At 59.7% G+C, this 17410-nt stretch carries 14 protein-coding genes; all 14 read left to right on the top strand.

The features are described 5' to 3' along the window. Positions 1-15 precede the first annotated feature (15 nt). The 14 genes from BTE54_RS22315 (at position 16) to proS (ending at position 17367) form a co-directional block, all read left to right on the top strand. Positions 16-1113, top strand: coding sequence for an NADH-quinone oxidoreductase subunit E (locus tag BTE54_RS22315; protein WP_078054017.1), 1098 nt, complete (start codon positions 16-18; stop codon positions 1111-1113). Between the two features lie 10 nt (positions 1114-1123). After that, entirely contained in the window at positions 1124-2428 is a 1305-nt protein-coding gene (gene nuoF / locus BTE54_RS22310) for an NADH-quinone oxidoreductase subunit NuoF (RefSeq protein WP_020012329.1), read from the top strand. A 149-nt stretch (positions 2429-2577) separates the two neighbouring features. Continuing rightward, positions 2578-4659, top strand: coding sequence for an NADH-quinone oxidoreductase subunit NuoG (gene nuoG / locus BTE54_RS22305; protein ID WP_065653986.1), 2082 nt, complete (start codon positions 2578-2580; stop codon positions 4657-4659). 13 nt (positions 4660-4672) lie between these two features. Next, complete coding sequence (nuoH, locus tag BTE54_RS22300) at positions 4673-5719, top strand: NADH-quinone oxidoreductase subunit NuoH (RefSeq protein WP_003521518.1); 1047 nt, start codon at positions 4673-4675, stop codon at positions 5717-5719. 36 nt (positions 5720-5755) lie between these two features. Further along, positions 5756-6247 (top strand): NADH-quinone oxidoreductase subunit NuoI, encoded by a 492-nt coding sequence (gene nuoI / locus BTE54_RS22295; protein WP_003496449.1) that lies wholly within the window; start codon positions 5756-5758, stop codon positions 6245-6247. 136 nt (positions 6248-6383) lie between these two features. Beyond that, the gene (locus BTE54_RS22290; protein ID WP_003521517.1) at positions 6384-6998 is read left to right on the top strand and encodes an NADH-quinone oxidoreductase subunit J; all 615 of its coding nucleotides are present in this window, start codon (positions 6384-6386) and stop codon (positions 6996-6998) included. Between the two features lie 28 nt (positions 6999-7026). Further along, positions 7027-7335: an NADH-quinone oxidoreductase subunit NuoK gene (gene nuoK, locus BTE54_RS22285; protein ID WP_003521516.1), complete on the top strand. Its 309-nt coding sequence runs from the start codon at positions 7027-7029 to the stop codon at positions 7333-7335. Between the two features lie 7 nt (positions 7336-7342). Beyond that, positions 7343-9340 carry an NADH-quinone oxidoreductase subunit L gene (gene nuoL / locus BTE54_RS22280; protein ID WP_078054016.1) on the top strand — a complete coding sequence of 666 codons (1998 nt, stop codon included), beginning with the start codon at positions 7343-7345 and terminating at the stop codon, positions 9338-9340. After that, the gene (locus BTE54_RS22275; protein WP_065653983.1) at positions 9340-10851 is read left to right on the top strand and encodes an NADH-quinone oxidoreductase subunit M; all 1512 of its coding nucleotides are present in this window, start codon (positions 9340-9342) and stop codon (positions 10849-10851) included. Before nuoL ends, BTE54_RS22275 begins: the two co-directional genes overlap by 1 nt. An 18-nt stretch (positions 10852-10869) precedes the next feature. Continuing rightward, a complete protein-coding gene (gene nuoN, locus BTE54_RS22270; protein WP_078054275.1) occupies positions 10870-12312 on the top strand; it encodes an NADH-quinone oxidoreductase subunit NuoN in 1443 nt (480 codons plus the stop codon). 26 nt (positions 12313-12338) lie between these two features. Continuing rightward, the gene (locus tag BTE54_RS22265) at positions 12339-13079 is read left to right on the top strand and encodes a biotin--[acetyl-CoA-carboxylase] ligase (protein WP_065653982.1); all 741 of its coding nucleotides are present in this window, start codon (positions 12339-12341) and stop codon (positions 13077-13079) included. 203 nt (positions 13080-13282) lie between these two features. Next, entirely contained in the window at positions 13283-14950 is a 1668-nt protein-coding gene (locus BTE54_RS22260) for a ribonuclease J (RefSeq protein WP_078054014.1), read from the top strand. A 132-nt stretch (positions 14951-15082) separates the two neighbouring features. Further along, positions 15083-15388, top strand: a complete 306-nt coding sequence (locus tag BTE54_RS22255) for a DUF1467 family protein (protein WP_065653980.1) — start codon at positions 15083-15085, stop codon at positions 15386-15388. Between the two features lie 656 nt (positions 15389-16044). Beyond that, on the top strand, positions 16045-17367 hold the full coding sequence (gene proS / locus BTE54_RS22250; RefSeq protein WP_003521508.1) for a proline--tRNA ligase: 1323 nt from the start codon (positions 16045-16047) through the stop codon (positions 17365-17367). The last annotated feature ends 43 nt before the right edge of the window (positions 17368-17410 follow it).

The raw sequence follows: 17410 nt of genomic DNA, 5'->3' as shown, positions 1-17410 counted from the left end.
AAGGCGTGAGGAAGTATGTCCGTTCGTCGACTAGCCGAAGATCAGTTCCAGCCCGTGGCGTTTGCCTTCAATGCGGAAAATACCGCATGGGCTGAAAAGACGATCAAGAAATATCCCGAGGGACGCCAGCAATCGGCGGTCATCCCGCTGCTCATGCGTGCGCAGGAGCAGGACGGCTGGGTTACCCGCGCCGCCATCGAGAAAATCGCCGACATGCTGGATATGGCCTATATCCGCGTCATGGAAGTGGCGACCTTCTATACCCAGTTCCAGCTGAAGCCGGTCGGCACGCGCGCCCACGTTCAGGTTTGCGGCACCACGCCCTGCATGCTGCGCGGCTCGGAAGCGCTGATGGATGTCTGCCGCAAGAAAATCCACCACGATCCACTGCACACCAATGAGAGCGGCACGCTCTCCTGGGAAGAAGTGGAATGTCAGGGCGCCTGCGTCAACGCGCCGATGGTCATCATCTTCAAGGACGCCTATGAGGACCTGACGCCCGAGCGTCTGGAAGAGATCATCGATACGTTCGAGGCAGGCAAGGGCGACACCGTCAAGACCGGCCCGCAGATCGACCGTCACCAGTCGGTCCCGGTCGGCGGCCTGACGACGCTGACGGAAGAGATCAAGCCGGATCGCTCCAATCTCGACAAACCGGCCGAAGTGGCTGCGGACGCCGCACCGGTTCCGCCCTCCAACGCCGCCAAGCCGAAGACGGATGCGCCTGAAACCGATCCGAAGCTGAAGACGCCGGTGACCGCGCCCAAGGCTGCCGAAGCCAATGTGAAGACCGCCGAAAAGGAAGCTTCGGGATCTGCGAAGCCGTCGCTCGATTCCAAGGATCGTCCGGCAGGCATCGAAAAGCCCGCAACGCCCGACGACCTGAAGCTGATTTCCGGTGTAGGCCCCAAGATTGAGGGTACGCTGAACGAGCTCGGCATCTTCACCTATGCGCAGATCGCCGGCTGGAAGCAGGCCGAATGCGACTGGGTCGATGGATATCTGAATTTCAAGGGCCGTATCGGCCGTGATGACTGGGTCAAGCAGGCCGAGGCGCTCGCCAAGGGTGGCGAAGCCGAGTATATCAGGGTCTTCGGCAAGAAGCCGCGGTAAGAGGTGAAGCATGTTAAAAGATCAGGATCGCATCTTTACCAATCTCTACGGCCTCAAGGACAAGTCCCTGAAGGGCGTGAGAGCGCGCGGCCATTGGGACGGCACCAAGCAGATCATCGAAAAGGGCCGTGACTGGATCATCAACGAGATGAAGGCTTCCGGCCTTCGCGGTCGCGGCGGCGCTGGCTTCCCGACGGGTCTCAAATGGTCATTCATGCCGAAGGAAAATGACGGCCGCCCGCATTACCTCGTCGTCAACGCCGACGAATCCGAGCCCGGCACCTGCAAGGACCGCGAAATCCTGCGCAACGATCCGCATACGCTGATTGAAGGCTGCGTGATCGCCGGTTTCGCCATGGGCGCGCATACCGCCTATATCTACGTTCGCGGCGAATACATGCGCGAGCGTGAGGCGCTGCAGGCGGCTATCGACGAGTGCTACGATGCCGGCCTGCTCGGCAAGAACAACAAGAACGGCTGGGATTTCGACATCTACGTCCATCACGGCGCAGGTGCCTATATCTGCGGCGAAGAGACGGCTCTGCTCGAAAGCCTCGAAGGCAAGAAGGGCCAGCCGCGCCTGAAGCCGCCGTTCCCGGCCAATATGGGCCTCTATGGCTGCCCGACGACCGTCAACAACGTCGAATCCATCGCCGTTGCGCCGACCATCCTGCGCCGTGGCGCGGCATGGTTCTCGTCCATCGGCCGTCCCAACAATGTCGGCACCAAGCTGTTCATGGTCTCCGGCCATGTCGAGCGTCCCTGCACCTTCGAAGACGCGCTGGGCCTGTCCTTCCGCGAGCTGATCGAACACCATTGCGGTGGCATTCGCGGCGGCTGGGACAATCTGCTCGGCGTCATCCCCGGCGGCGCATCCTGCCCCATCGTTCGCGGTGAGGACATGAAGGACGCCATCATGGATTTCGACGGCATGCGCGAAGTGAAATCCTCCTTCGGCACCGGCGGCATGATCGTCATGGACAAGTCCACCGACGTCATCAAGGCGATTGCCCGCATCGCGGCCTTCTTCAAGCATGAAAGCTGCGGTCAGTGCACGCCGTGCCGTGAAGGCACGGGCTGGATGTGGCGCGTGCTGGAACGCATGGTCAAGGGCAATGCCCAGAAGCGCGAAATCGACATGCTGTTTGAAGTGACGAAGCAGATCGAAGGCCACACCATCTGTGCGCTCGGCGACGCCGCCGCATGGCCGGTACAGGCGCTGATCCGCAATTTCCGTCCGGAAATCGAAAAGCGCATCGACCAATATACTTACAGGGCCATGGATGATGGCGCTGTTCTGGAAGCCGCTGAATAAGCATTGAGGCTTCAGGCGGAGCCGGAATTTTCCGGCCTCGCGACACCATGAAACGTCTGGCAGACGATACGAGTGCCGGGCGTGATTAAGGATTTGTTGCGGACCGTGTGAGACATGGGACGAACAGGCAACAGGACGTAAGTAGAACCATGGCAAAGCTCAAGGTTGACGGTAAAGAGATCGAGGTTCCGGATCATTTCACGCTGTTGCAGGCGTGCGAGGAGGCTGGCGCCGAAGTTCCGCGCTTTTGTTTTCATGAGCGCTTGTCGGTCGCGGGTAACTGCCGCATGTGTCTCATCGAGGTGAAGGGCGGACCGCCCAAGCCCGCCGCTTCCTGCGCCATGGGCGTTCGCGACGTTCGCGGCGGCCCGAACGGCGAATTGCCGGAAATTTTCACCAACACGCCAATGGTCAAGAAGGCCCGCGAAGGCGTGATGGAATTCCTGCTCATCAACCACCCGCTCGATTGCCCGATCTGCGACCAGGGCGGCGAATGCGACCTGCAGGACCAGGCCATGGCCTTCGGTATCGCCGGTTCGCGTTATGCGGAAAACAAGCGTGCGGTTGAAGACAAGTACATCGGACCGCTCGTCAAGACGGTCATGAACCGCTGCATCCACTGCACGCGCTGCGTCCGTTTCACCACGGAAGTGGCCGGCATTGCCGAACTCGGTCTCATCGGCCGCGGCGAAGATGCCGAAATCACCACCTATCTCGAGCAGGCGATGACCTCGGAGCTTCAGGGCAACGTTGTTGACCTCTGCCCGGTCGGCGCGCTCACCTCCAAGCCTTTCGCCTTCACCGCCCGTCCGTGGGAACTGAACAAGACCGAAACCATCGACGTGATGGACGCGCTCGGTTCGGCCATCCGCGTCGATACCCGTGGCCGCGAAGTCATGCGCGTCATGCCGCGCGTCAACGAGGCGATCAACGAAGAGTGGATTTCCGACAAGAGCCGCTTCATCTGGGACGGCCTGAAGACGCAGCGCCTTGACCGGCCTTATGTCCGCAAGGATGGCCGGCTGCAGCCCGCCACCTGGGGTGAAGCCTTCGGTGCGATCAAGCAGGCGGTTGCCGCGACATCCGGCAACAAGATCGGCGCGGTTGCCGGCGATCTGGCTTCCGTCGAAGAAATGTTCGCGCTGAAGTCGCTTCTCGCCTCGCTCGGTTCGGCCAATGTCGATTGCCGTCAAGATGGCGCTGCGCTTGATCCTTCGCTCGGTCGCGCCAGCTACATCTTCAATTCCACCATTGAAGGCATCGAGCAGGCCGACGCCCTGCTGATCGTCGGTTCCAACCCGCGCTACGAAGCGGCCGTGCTCAATGCCCGCATCCGCAAGCGCTGGCGTCGCGGCGGTTTCCCGATCGGCGTAATCGGCGAAGCTGGCGAACTGCGCTACAATTACGAATATCTCGGTTCCGGCGCTGAAACGCTGTCCGATCTGGCCAATGGCTCGCACAGCTTCATCGACAAGCTGAAATCTGCCAAGAACCCGCTGATCATCATCGGCCAGGGTGCTCTGGCGCGCGCCGATGGCGCAGCCGTACTGGCTGCCGCCGCCAAGCTCGCTACCTCGGTAGGTGCTGTCACCGAAGAGTGGAACGGATTCTCTGTCCTGCACACCGCCGCTTCCCGCGTCGGCGGTCTCGACATCGGCTTCGTGCCGGGCGAGGGCGGTGTTGCCGCCGCTGACATGGTCGCCTCCATGGACGTTCTCTTCCTGCTCGGCGCCGATGAACTCGACCTGTCGAACAAGGGCGCCAAGTTCACCGTCTATATCGGCAGCCATGGCGACCAGGGCGCGATGAATGCCGACGTCATCCTTCCGGGTGCGGCCTATACCGAAAAATCCGGTATCTGGGTCAACACCGAAGGCCGCGTGCAGGTGGGCAACCGCGCCGGTTTCGCACCGGGCGAAGCCCGCGAAGACTGGGCGATCCTGCGTGCGTTGTCCGATGTTCTCGGCAAGAAGCTGCCGTTCGATTCGCTGTCGGCGCTCCGCGGCCAGCTCTATGTAGCGCATCCGCATCTGGCGGAAACGGACGAGATCGTCGCCGGCAACGGCAAAGATATCGAAGCGCTGGCTGGCAAAAGCGGCTCGCTCAACAAGTCGGCGTTTGCCTCGCCGGTTAAAGACTTTTATTTGACGAACCCGATTGCGCGCGCATCCGCCGTCATGGCCGAGTGCTCCGCATTGGCCCGCAACAATTTCCAGGCTGCGGCAGAGTAAGGGTAGGGGATTTATGGAACAGTTTTTCTGGAGCTACGTCTGGCCCGCGCTGATCATGGTCGGCCAGTCCCTGCTGCTTCTCGTTTGCCTTCTGGTGTCCATCGCGTTCCTGCTGCTTGCCGACCGCAAGGTCTGGGCGGCGGTACAGCTGCGCCGTGGTCCGAACGTCGTTGGTCCCTTCGGTCTCTTCCAGTCCTTCGCCGACCTTCTGAAGTTCATTCTGAAGGAGCCTGTCATTCCGGCCGGCGCCAACAAGGCCGTTTTCCTTCTGGCGCCGCTGGTAGCGGTGACGCTGGCGCTCGCCACCTATGCCGTCATTCCCTTCAACGAAGGCTGGGTTGTCGCCAATATCAATGTCGGCATTCTCTATATCTTCGCGATTTCTTCGCTTGAAGTATACGGCATCATCATGGGCGGCTGGGCTTCGAACTCGAAGTACCCGTTCCTCGGCGCGCTGCGTTCGGCCGCGCAGATGGTGTCCTACGAAGTGTCGATCGGCCTCGTCATCGTCACCGTTCTGCTCTGCGTCGGTTCGCTGAACCTGACGGACATCGTGCTTGCCCAGAAGACCGGCCTTGGCACCATGCTCGGCTTGCCTGCTTCGTTCCTCGACTGGCACTGGCTGTCGCTGTTCCCGATGTTCATCGTGTTCTTCATTTCGGGCCTTGCCGAAACCAACCGTCCGCCCTTCGATCTTCCGGAAGCGGAATCGGAACTGGTCGCCGGTCACATGGTCGAATACGGCTCCACGCCTTACATGATGTTCATGCTCGGCGAATATGCTGCAATCGTCCTGATCTGCTGCCTGACGACGATCCTGTTCATGGGCGGCTGGCTGCCGATCGTGGATGTGTGGTTCCTCAACTGGGTTCCGGGCATTGTCTGGTTCGCATTGAAGGGCTGCATGGTCTTCTTCATGATCGCGCTGACCAAGGCTTTCGTTCCGCGTTACCGTTATGACCAGCTCATGCGTCTCGGCTGGAAGGTATTCCTGCCGCTGTCGCTCGCCATGGTCGTTATTGTTGCATTCGTATTGAAGCTGACGGGGTGGGCCGGTTGATGTCCGTACTCCTCGCTCAGAAATCTGGAGACTGAGATGGCAAGCCTCTCCCAAGCCGTCAATTCGCTGTTCCTGAAGGAGTTCGTCGGCGCGATCCTGCTCACGATGCGCCACTTCTTCAAACAGAAGGCAACGGTGAACTATCCTTTCGAAAAGGGCCCGGTCTCTCCGCGCTTCCGTGGTGAACATGCGCTGCGCCGTTATCCGAACGGTGAAGAGCGCTGCATCGCCTGCAAGCTGTGTGAAGCGATCTGTCCCGCTCAGGCGATCACCATCGAAGCCGGCCCGCGCCGCAATGACGGCACCCGCCGCACGGTGCGTTACGATATCGACATGGTGAAGTGCATCTATTGCGGTTTCTGCCAGGAAGCCTGCCCGGTGGATGCCATCGTCGAAGGCCCGAACTTCGAATTCGCGACGGAAACCCGCGAGGAGCTTTATTTCGACAAGCAGAAGCTTCTCGACAATGGCGACCGCTGGGAGCGTGAAATCGCACGCAACCTCGCACTGGATGCGCCTTACCGTTAAGGCGCAACCGTCTTTCCGGGGGAAGCCCCGGAGAGCGATGAAAAGTAAAATGCCTGCGCGGTTTTCGCCGGCGGGGACGAAACGGGTGAGGGGCCTTCGAGCCATCTTTGCCCGATGAGGACAAGAAGGCACCAACATGGGTCTGCACGCTGTATTCTTTTATATATTCGCTTTCGTCGCCGTGGCGTCTGCGTTCATGGTCATCGCATCGAAGAACCCAGTTCATTCGGTGCTCTTCCTGATTTTGACCTTCTTCAACGCAGCCGCGCTGTTCCTGCTGACGGGCGCCGAATTTCTCGGCATGATCCTGCTGGTGGTTTATGTCGGCGCCGTGGCGGTGCTCTTCCTCTTCGTCGTCATGATGCTGGATGTGGATTTCGCAGAGCTTCGTTCGGGCGTGCTGCAATATGCCCCGGTCGGTGCGCTGATCGGCGTCATCCTCGCGGCGGAACTGATCGTCGTGGTCGGCGGCAGCATGCTGAACCCGATTGCGGCCAAGTCCATCACCATGCCGATCCCGCCTGTCACCGAACGCACCAATACGGCCGCACTCGGCGATGTGCTCTATACCAATTACGTCTACTTCTTCCAGCTCGCCGGCCTCGTGCTGCTGGTGGCCATGATCGGCGCCATCGTGCTGACGCTGCGTCATCGCACCGACATCAAGCGGCAGGATATCTCCACGCAGGTCGGCCGCGACCCGAAGACCGCCGTCACCACGGTCAAGGTCAAGCCGGGCCAGGGCATCTGAGGCGCGAACGGATCCAAGGAAACAGAATATGGAAATCGGTCTTTCCCACTACCTGACGGTCAGCGCGATCCTCTTCACGATCGGCGTCTTCGGCATCTTCCTAAACCGGAAGAACGTCATCGTCATCCTCATGTCGATCGAACTCATCCTGCTTGCGGTCAACATCAACATGGTGGCCTTCTCGGCCTTCCTGAACGATATCGTCGGCCAGGTCTTCGCTTTGTTCATTCTGACCGTCGCAGCCGCCGAAGCGGCCATCGGTCTTGCAATACTCGTTGTCTTCTACCGCAACCGCGGATCGATCGCCGTCGAAGACGTCAATATGATGAAGGGCTGATAAGGCTATGATCTACAAGGCTATCGTCTTTCTTCCACTGATCGGCTTCCTGATCGCCGGCCTGTTCGGCCGCTCCATCGGCGCCAAGGCTTCCGAATATGTCACCACCGGTCTGATGATCGTGGTCGCCATCCTGTCCTGGATCGTCTTCTTCACCGTAGCACTCGCCCATGGCGAGCCGGGCGAGGTGATCAAGGTCACCGTGCTTCGCTGGATCCAGTCCGGCGGCATCGATGTCGAATGGGCGTTCCGCATCGATACGCTGACGGCCGTCATGTTCGTCGTGGTCAACACCGTCTCGACGCTGGTGCATCTCTATTCGATCGGATACATGCACCACGATCCGCATCGTCCGCGCTTCTTCGCCTATCTGTCGCTCTTCACCTTCGCCATGTTGATGCTGGTGACCTCCGACAACCTGCTGCAGATGTTCTTCGGCTGGGAAGGCGTGGGTCTGGCGTCCTATCTGCTGATCGGCTTCTGGTTCAAGAAGCCGTCCGCTTCGGCCGCCGCTATGAAGGCCTTCATCGTCAACCGCGTCGGTGACTTCGGCTTCATTCTCGGCATCGGCGGCGTGTTCGTGCTGTTCGGTTCGATCAATTTCGAAACGATCTTCGCTGCCGCTGCGACCTATCTGCCGGCTGAAGGCGCTGTCTCCTCGGAAACCGTCATCAACCTGTTCGGCATGCATCTGGACAAGGCCAATGCGATGACGGGCGTCTGCCTGCTGCTCTTCATGGGCGCCATGGGTAAGTCGGCGCAGTTCCTGCTGCACACCTGGCTGCCGGACGCGATGGAAGGCCCGACCCCGGTGTCTGCCCTCATTCACGCTGCAACCATGGTCACCGCCGGCGTCTTCCTCGTCGCCCGCATGTCGCCGCTGTTCGAACTGTCGCATGATGCGCTCACCGTCGTGACGCTGATCGGCGCCATCACCGCCTTCTTTGCGGCAACGGTCGGCCTCGTGCAGAACGACATCAAGCGCGTGATTGCCTATTCGACCTGCTCGCAGCTCGGTTACATGTTCGTGGCGCTCGGCGTCGGCGCTTATGGCGCTGCCGTGTTCCACCTCTTCACGCACGCCTTCTTCAAGGCCCTGTTGTTCCTGTGCGCCGGCTCGGTCATCCATGCCGTCGATGGCGAGCAGGACATGCGGTACATGGGCGGTCTGCGCAAGCATATCCCCATCACCTTCTGGACCATGACTGTCGGCACGCTGGCGCTGACCGGCGTTGGTATCCCGGGCACGATGATCGGTTTTGCCGGCTTCTTCTCCAAGGACGTCATCATCGAATCCGCTTATGCGTCGCATTCGGTTCTGTCGGGCTTCGCCTTCACGCTGCTGGTCATCGCCGCGCTGTTCACCAGCTTCTATTCCTGGCGTCTGGCCTTCATGACCTTCTTCGGCAAGCCGCGCGCTTCGGCCGACGTCATGCACCACGTGCATGAATCGCCGATGGTCATGCTCATCCCGCTCTTCATCCTCACCGTTGGCGCGATCTTCGCCGGTGTTGCCTTCGAAGGTTATTTCTTCGGTCATGAATATGCCGAATTCTGGAAGGGCGCCCTGTTTACGCTTCCGGAAAACGAGATCCTGGAAGAGTTCCACCACGTTCCGCTGTGGGTGAAGTGGAGCCCGTTCTTCGCCATGGCGCTTGGTTTCGTGACCGCCTGGTACATGTACATCAAGTCGCCGGAGACGCCGAAGCGTCTGGCCGAGACCCATCGTGGCCTCTACCAGTTCCTTCTCAACAAGTGGTATTTCGACGAACTCTATGACTTCCTCTTCGTTCGTTCCGCAAAGGCGCTTGGCCGCTTCCTGTGGAAGAAGGGTGACGTCGCCGTCATCGACCACTATGGACCGAACGGCATTGCAGCGCGTGTGGTTGACGTGACCAACCGCATGGTCCGCCTGCAATCCGGTTACCTCTATCATTATGCCTTTGCGATGCTGATCGGCATCGCGGCGCTTGTCACCTGGATGATGCTCGGGAGTGCCCTCTGATGACCGATTGGCCCATTCTTTCAACGGTCACCTTTCTGCCGCTCGTCGGCGTGGTGCTCCTGCTTCTGACGAATGAGAACGGCCCCTATGGTCGCCGCAACATTCTCAATGTCTCGCTGCTGACGACGGTCTTCACTTTCATCGTGTCGCTGTTCATCTGGATCGGGTTCGACAATTCGAACCCCGGTTTCCAGATGGTCGAGAAGCATCAGTGGTTCGGCAACATCGCCGCCTATCATCTTGGCGTCGACGGCATTTCCATGCTCTTCGTCATCCTCACAACTTTCCTCATGCCCTTCTGCGTGCTGGCAAGCTGGGATTCCATCGAGAAGCGTATCAAGGAATACATGATCGCCTTCCTGCTCTTGGAAGTCGTCATGATCGGCGTTTTCGTGGCGCTGGATACGGTTCTCTTCTACGTCTTCTTCGAAGCGACGCTGATCCCGATGTTCATCATCATCGGTGTGTGGGGCGGCAAGGATCGCGTTTACGCCTCCTACAAGTTCTTCCTCTACACGCTGCTCGGTTCGGTTCTGACCATGCTCGCCATCATGGCCATGTACTGGCAGGCCGGCACCACCGACATGACGGAACTCTTGAAATACGGCTTCCCGGCCGGCATGCAGACCTGGCTGTGGCTTGCCTGTTTCGCCGCCTTCTCGGTCAAGATGCCGATGTGGCCGGTGCACACCTGGCTGCCGGACGCCCACGTTCAGGCTCCGACCGCAGGTTCGGTCATCCTTGCCGGCGTCATGCTGAAGCTCGGCGGTTACGGTTTCATCCGCTTCTCGCTATCGATGTTCCCGCTGGCTTCGGATTATTTCGCTCCCTTCGTCTTCACGCTGTCGGTTCTCGCCATCATCTACACCTCGCTGGTGGCGATGATGCAGGACGACATCAAGAAGCTGATTGCCTATTCCTCCGTCGCCCACATGGGTTACGTGACCATGGGTATCTTCGCCGCCAACGTTCAGGGCGTGCAGGGCGCAATCTTCCAGATGCTGTCGCACGGCATCGTGTCGGGCGCGCTCTTCCTCTGCGTCGGCGTTGTCTACGACCGTCTCCACACCCGCGAAATCGCGGCCTATGGCGGCCTCGTCAACAACATGCCGAAATATGCCGTCGCCTTCATGATCTTCACCATGGCCAATGTCGGTCTGCCCGGCACCTCCGGCTTCGTCGGTGAGTTCCTGACGCTGATCGGCGTCTTCCGCGCCAACACGCTGGTCGCACTGTTTGCGGCAACCGGCGTCATCCTCTCGGCCGCCTATGCGCTGTGGCTCTATCGCCGCGTGATCTTCGGTGCGCTTGAGAAGGAAAGCCTGAAGTCGATGCTCGATCTGTCGACCCGCGAAAAGGTCATCCTTTATCCGCTGGTTGTGCTGACGATCTTCTTCGGCGTCTATCCGGCACCGGTGTTCGATGCGACAGCCGCATCGGTCGATCTTCTGGTAAACAACTATACGGCTGCATTGCAGGCGGCGCAAAATGTTGCGCTCTCTATGAATTGACGACAGGACCCGTTGGACATGACCGCTGAAATCCTTTTTGCCAGTCTGCACATTGCGACGCCCGAGCTGATCCTTGCGGTCGGCGCGCTGGCGCTGCTCATGATTGGCGTCTTCTCGGGCGACAAGTCGACAACGACGGTCACCGGCCTTGCCGTTGCCCTCCTGCTCGTCGTCGGTCTCTGGATCATCTTTGCCCCCGCTTCAGGCGTGGCCTTCGGCGGTGTCTACATCGCCGATGCCTTCGGCAACTTCATGAAGGTACTGGCGCTGATCGGCTCCATCACCGCCATGATCCTGGCCGTCGGTCAGGGCCGTTTCGAACCCATCGGCCGTTTCGAATATCCGGTGCTGCTGGTTCTTGCGACGCTGGGCATCCTGCTGATGATCTCGGCCAACAACCTGATCTCGCTCTACATGGCGCTGGAACTGCAGTCGCTGGCGCTCTACGTGGTCTGCGCCATCAACCGTGAAAGCCTGCGCTCCACGGAAGCGGGCCTGAAGTATTTCGTGCTCGGCGCGCTGTCTTCCGGCATGCTGCTTTACGGCATGTCGCTGGTCTACGGCTTCACCGGCAATACCGGCTTTACCGAAATCGCCCAGGTTCTGGCCTCGGAAACCCGTTCGCTCGGTCTCGTTTTCGGCCTGGTCTTCGTTCTCGCCGGTCTCGCCTTCAAGATTTCGGCCGTGCCGTTCCACATGTGGACGCCGGACGTTTATGAAGGTGCGCCGACCCCGGTAACGGCGTTCCTGTCGGCTGCGCCGAAGATTGGCGCTATGGCGATCCTCGTTCGCATCGTCATCGAGGCGTTCCAGCCGGTCTTCGCCGACTGGCAGCAGATCGTCGTGTTCATCTCCATCGCCTCCATGCTGCTCGGCTCCTTTGCCGCAATCGGCCAGAAGAACATCAAGCGCCTGATGGCTTATTCCTCCATCGGTCACATGGGTTATGCGCTGGTCGGTCTCGCTGCGGGCACCGAAGCCGGTGTGGCTGGCGTCATTCTCTACATGACCGTTTATATGGTCATGACGCTCGGCACCTTCGCCTGCATTCTCTCCATGCGCCGCAAGGAAATCGGCAATGTCGAGACTGTCGAGGATCTGGCCGGTCTTTCGTCCTCCAACCCCTTCATGGCAGTTGTACTGACGATTCTGATGTTCTCGCTTGCCGGCATTCCACCGCTCGCCGGCTTCTTCGGCAAGTATTACGTCTTCCTCGCAGCCATCGAGGCGAAGCTCTATCCGCTCGCCATCATCGGTGTCATTGGCTCGGTTGTCGGCGCCTATTATTATATCCGCGTCGTCAAGGTCATGTGGTTCGATGAAGCCAAGGACAAGTTCGAGCGTCCTTCGGGCGAACTCAAAGTGGTTTATGCGCTTTCGGCCTTCTTCACCGTGGCCTTCATCGTCTTCGGCGGTGCACTCGGCAACGCGGTCACTGCTGCGGCGAAGACCTTCTTTTGAGCAGCACACACAAGCATACGGGCCGGATGTCCATCGATGACTTCCGGCACGAGGCGATGGCGGAAACGCCATCGACCAATCTGGAATGTTTCACCCAGGCAAGGGCGGGCGATGGCGGCAATCTGTGGATCACCGCCATCCGCCAGACCGGCGGACGCGGCCGTCGCGGCCGGCCATGGGTCTCCGAACCCGGCAATCTCTACGCCTCGCTTCTTCTGATCGATCCCGCTCCGATGGACCGTATAGGGTCCCTGCCGCTTGCCTTCGCGCTGGCTGTTTATCGCGCCATCCGCGCGGTGCTGCCGACGGGTGGTGAGCCGCTCGAAATCAAATGGCCGAACGACGTGCTGATCGGACGCCGCAAGACCTGCGGCATTCTCATGGAGGCGGAGCTGCTGCCGGATGGCCGACGCGCCATCGTCATCGGCATCGGCATCAATATCGCCCATAAACCGGAAAATCCGCTTTACCCCGTCACCATGCTTTCCGAACATGGTGCGTCCTGCTCGCCCGACGAGTTGTTCGCCCATCTTTTCCGTGAGACGGCGGAGGTGCTGGGGGATTGGGACGAGGGCAGGGGCGTTGCCGGCATCATGGCTGGCTGGCGTGCCGCCGCCTGTGGTATCGGCGAACATATCACCGTCAACTTCCCGGACCGTTCGATTGGCGGGCGTTTCGTCGGGATTGATGATAATGGTTATCTGCTGCTGGATGAGGATGAGGGCGCAAGGCGCTCGATTGCCGCCGGCGACGTGTTTTTCGGATGAGGTGAACGGCGCGACCCGAAGGCCCGCGCCGAACCGCTTTCGACGGGTTGGAGCTTTCCTGCGGCTCATGAAAAGCAGGGTGAAAAACCGGTTCCGCATCGGCCCGGTCGATCAGATGGTTCAACAGGTCCGATGCTTAAGAGCGCGGCGGGCGCGGCCAATTGCCGTCGCCTGCGTGCTTTCGTGAATGGATAAGAAAAATAATGGCTAAACAGGACGAACTGGTCTTTTTGCCGCTTGGCGGCGTGGGTGAAATCGGCATGAATCTGGCGCTTTACGGCTACGGGCCGGAAAGCAAGCGCCAATGGATCATGGTGGATTGCGGCGTGACCTTCGCCGGCCCGGACCTGCCGGGCGTCGATCTGGTACTGCCGGACATCAGCTATATCGCCGAGCAGAAAAAGAACCTCAAGGGCATCATCATCACCCACGCCCATGAAGACCATTATGGCGCGCTGAACGATCTCTGGCCCGGCCTCAACGTGCCGGTCTATGCCTCGCCTTTCACCGCCGGCATGCTGGAAGCCAAGCGCGCCTATGAAGGCACGCGCGCCGAAATTCCGGTGACGATCTTCAAGGCGGGCGACCGCATCAATGTCGGCCCGTTCGAAATCGAGGCGGTCGGCGTCAACCACTCCATTCCGGAGCCGATGTCGCTGGTCATCCGCACACCGCTCGGCAATGTCATCCACACCGGTGACTGGAAAATCGACGAAGCCCCGTCGCTCGGTCCGTTGACGGATGAGGCCCGCTTCCGCGCCATCGGCGAAGAGGGCGTACTGGCGCTGATGTGCGACAGCACCAATTCGGTGCGCGATGGCGTATCGCCCTCCGAACACGAGGTTTCCGAAGGCCTGCGGCAGATCATCGAAAACGCCGAGGGTCGTGTGGCCGTCACCACCTTCTCCTCCAATGTCGGTCGCATCCGCTCGATTGCGCAGGCCGCGGAAGCAGCCGGCCGCGAGGTGCTGCTGCTTGGCTCGTCGCTGAAGCGTGTCGTGAACGTCTCGCAGGATCTCGGCATCATGGAAGGCATCAAGCCATTCCTCGCCGAAGACGAATATGGCTATATTCCGCGCGACCGGGTGGTGCTGATCCTGACCGGTTCGCAGGGCGAGCCGCGCGCCGCACTCGCCAAGCTTTCGCGTGACGAGATGCGCAATGTGGCGCTGGCTTCCGGCGATACGGTGGTGTTCTCATCGCGCGCCATCCCCGGCAACGAGAAGGCGATCATCGACATCAAGAACGGCCTCATCGAGCAGGGCGTCCATATCGTCACCGACAATGAGGCGCTGGTGCATGTCTCGGGCCATCCGCGACGCAACGAACTTCTGAAGATGTATGAATGGACGAAGCCGCAGATCGTTGTGCCCGTCCATGGCGAGGCGGCGCATCTGGTGGCGCAGAAGGAACTGGCCGAACAGGCCGGCATCTCGCAGGTGCCGAAGGTGCGCAACGGCAATGTTTTGCGCCTTGCGCCGGGTCCGGCCGAAGTCATCGACGACGTGCCGCATGGCCGCGTTTTCAAGGATGGCAATCTCGTTGGCGACATGGACGAGATGGGCATCAGCAATCGCCGCAAACTGTCCTTCGCCGGCCATGTGGCCGTCAATGTCGTGCTGGATAGCCGTTACGATTTCCTCGGCGATCCCGATGTGGTGCCCTTCGGCCTGCCGGAATTCGATGACGAGGACGAGGCGATGGAAGACACGCTTTATGACGCCGTTCTCGGCGCCGTAGAAAGCATTCCGCGTGCCCGCCGCAAGGATCTGGATCTGCTGCGTGAAGCCGTGCGTCGCGCCGTGCGTGCCGCCGCCAACCAGAGCTGGGGCAAGAAGCCGATCGTCACGGTATTTGTAACCAAGGTCTAAGCCGGGAGCTTACTGGCAATCGGCCGGGGCGTCTGCCTTTTTCCCGTTGATTCCAGGGCCGTGCCGCAAAGCGCGGCCCTTCTGTTTTCTTTTAGGGTTTCTTGCGGAGAAGTGATTCCGATCTGCGGATGAATGCGTTACAAGAAGCCCATTGTGCAGGAGGATCACATGCCGCTTCTTTCGGCCTTCGCCGTTTATTTCATCGTCTGGTGGACGGTGCTTTTCATCGTGCTGCCGATTGGCCTGCGCACTCAGGACGAGGAGGGCGATGTGGCGCTGGGCACGGTCGCCAGTGCGCCATCAAGGTTCAGGGGCGGGCGGATCGTTTTGTGGACGACCGTAATCTCGGCCCTGATCTGTGGGCTGTGGTACGGCGGAACCTGGTGGTTCGGCGTCAGCCTCGATGACCTGCCGAGAATTATTCCCGTTTTCGATTGAAAAGCTGCGCTGGTGATCGCCGTTCGCGCGCATCTTGCTCACTCAGACTGGCGGTGAGCCCATGGTCGCGGCAGTTTCCGGCGGATATGACCGGGATTCTGTCATATGGATGTCATATCTCTCGTGCAAACAGCAGGAACGTGCTCAGTGCCTGATTCACCGCCATAATTTTACCGGAATATAGCGGCGGGGCGGGGTTATTTGTGTAGAAGCAAAAAAAAACAAGGCCTTTCAGCCTTGTTTTCCAGGTTTCGCGTGATCTGTAACCGTTGCCGGGGCTGCGAACGAGCGCGCCTAAGATCTGATCCTCCCAAGACTGACCGCGAAAATGACAAGAATTTAAACTTCCTGCCTCTTTTGTAAGCTAAAGCTAGCTCAAACCCCCATGCTTGTCATCTCATTTTTTGCATATTTGTTACAGTCGGCAAAAAATTCTCCGTGGTGCAATTTGTCGCACCGGATCAAGAATAATATTCCGACCAAAGCGTTTTGACGCGAATTAGCTATCGCGAAAATACCGCAAAATCGCCTTTAACGCTCTTTTCATGGCGGGTTTTCATCTCGGCCGGAAACGGCTATATCCCGCGCCAATATCCCTCTATTCGGGGCGATTCCCGCGCCTTTGCGCGCTGTCGTCCGCATCAATGGAAGCCGTCATGCGTCTCAGCCGTTATTTCATGCCCATCCTGAAGGAAAACCCCAAGGAAGCGGAGATCGTCTCCCACCGCCTCATGCTGCGCGCCGGCATGATCCGGCAGCAATCGGCTGGCATCTATTCCTGGCTGCCGCTCGGCAAGCGCGTGCTGGACAAGGTCAACAGGATCATCCGCCAGGAGCAGGATCGCTCCGGCGCCATCGAGCTTCTGATGCCGACGCTGCAATCGGCCGAGCTCTGGCAGGAAAGCGGCCGTTACGATGACTACGGCAAGGAAATGCTGCGCATCAAGGACCGTCAGGACCGCCAGATGCTCTACGGCCCCACCAATGAGGAGATGATCACTGACATCTTCCGTTCTTATGTGAAGTCCTACAAGAACCTGCCGCTGAACCTCTACCATATACAGCTTAAGTTCCGCGACGAGGTGCGTCCGCGTTTCGGCACCATGCGTTCGCGTGAGTTCCTGATGAAGGACGCCTATTCCTTCGATCTGACCAAGGAAGACGCGATCCATTCCTATAACAAGATGTTCGTGGCTTACCTGCGCACCTTCGAGCGCCTTGGCCTGCGCGCCATTCCGATGCGTGCCGATACCGGCCCGATTGGTGGCAATCACAGCCATGAATTCATCATTCTGGCCGATACCGGCGAATCCGAAGTCTTCTGCCACAAGAGCTTCCTCGACCGCGCCATTCCCGCCGAAAACACCGACTTCGACGATGTCGCGGCGTTGCAAGGCGTATTCGATGAGTGGACGGCCGATTATGCCGCCACGTCCGAAATGCATGACGAAGCCGCTTACAATGCCATTCCCGATGGCGAGCGCCTTTCCGCGCGCGGCATTGAAGTCGGCCACATCTTCTATTTCGGCACCAAATATTCCGAGCCGATGGGCGCGAAAGTGCAGGGTAAGGATGGCAAGGAACACCCTGTCCACATGGGTTCCTATGGTATCGGGCCCACACGCCTTGTTCCCGCCATCATTGAAGCATCGCATGACGAGAACGGAATCATCTGGCCGGCCTCGGTCGCTCCCTTCGATGTCGTGATCATCAACATGAAGGCTGGCGATGCTGCCTGTGATGCGGCTTGCGAAAAGCTGTATTACTCGCTCTCCAACGCCGGCAAGGATGTTCTTTACGACGACACGGACGACCGTGCAGGCCAGAAATTCGCCACGGCCGATCTGATTGGCGTGCCGCTGCAGATCATTGTCGGCCCGCGTTCGGTCGCGAATGGCGAAGTCGAAGTGAAGGATCGCAAGACCGGTGAGCGGGAGACCGTGACGATCGAGGCGGCGATGAACAGAGTACTCGGCTGAGCGCGAGCTGAAGACGGAGCGGCTTCACCCGAAGTCCGCTCCG

The sequence above is a fragment of the Agrobacterium sp. YIC 4121 genome (assembly GCF_002008205.1).
GTDB classification, from domain to species: Bacteria; Pseudomonadota; Alphaproteobacteria; order Rhizobiales; family Rhizobiaceae; genus Agrobacterium; species Agrobacterium leguminum.
Note: the sequence above shows the minus strand (reverse complement) of the source record. Positions and strands in the feature narration are given on the sequence as shown.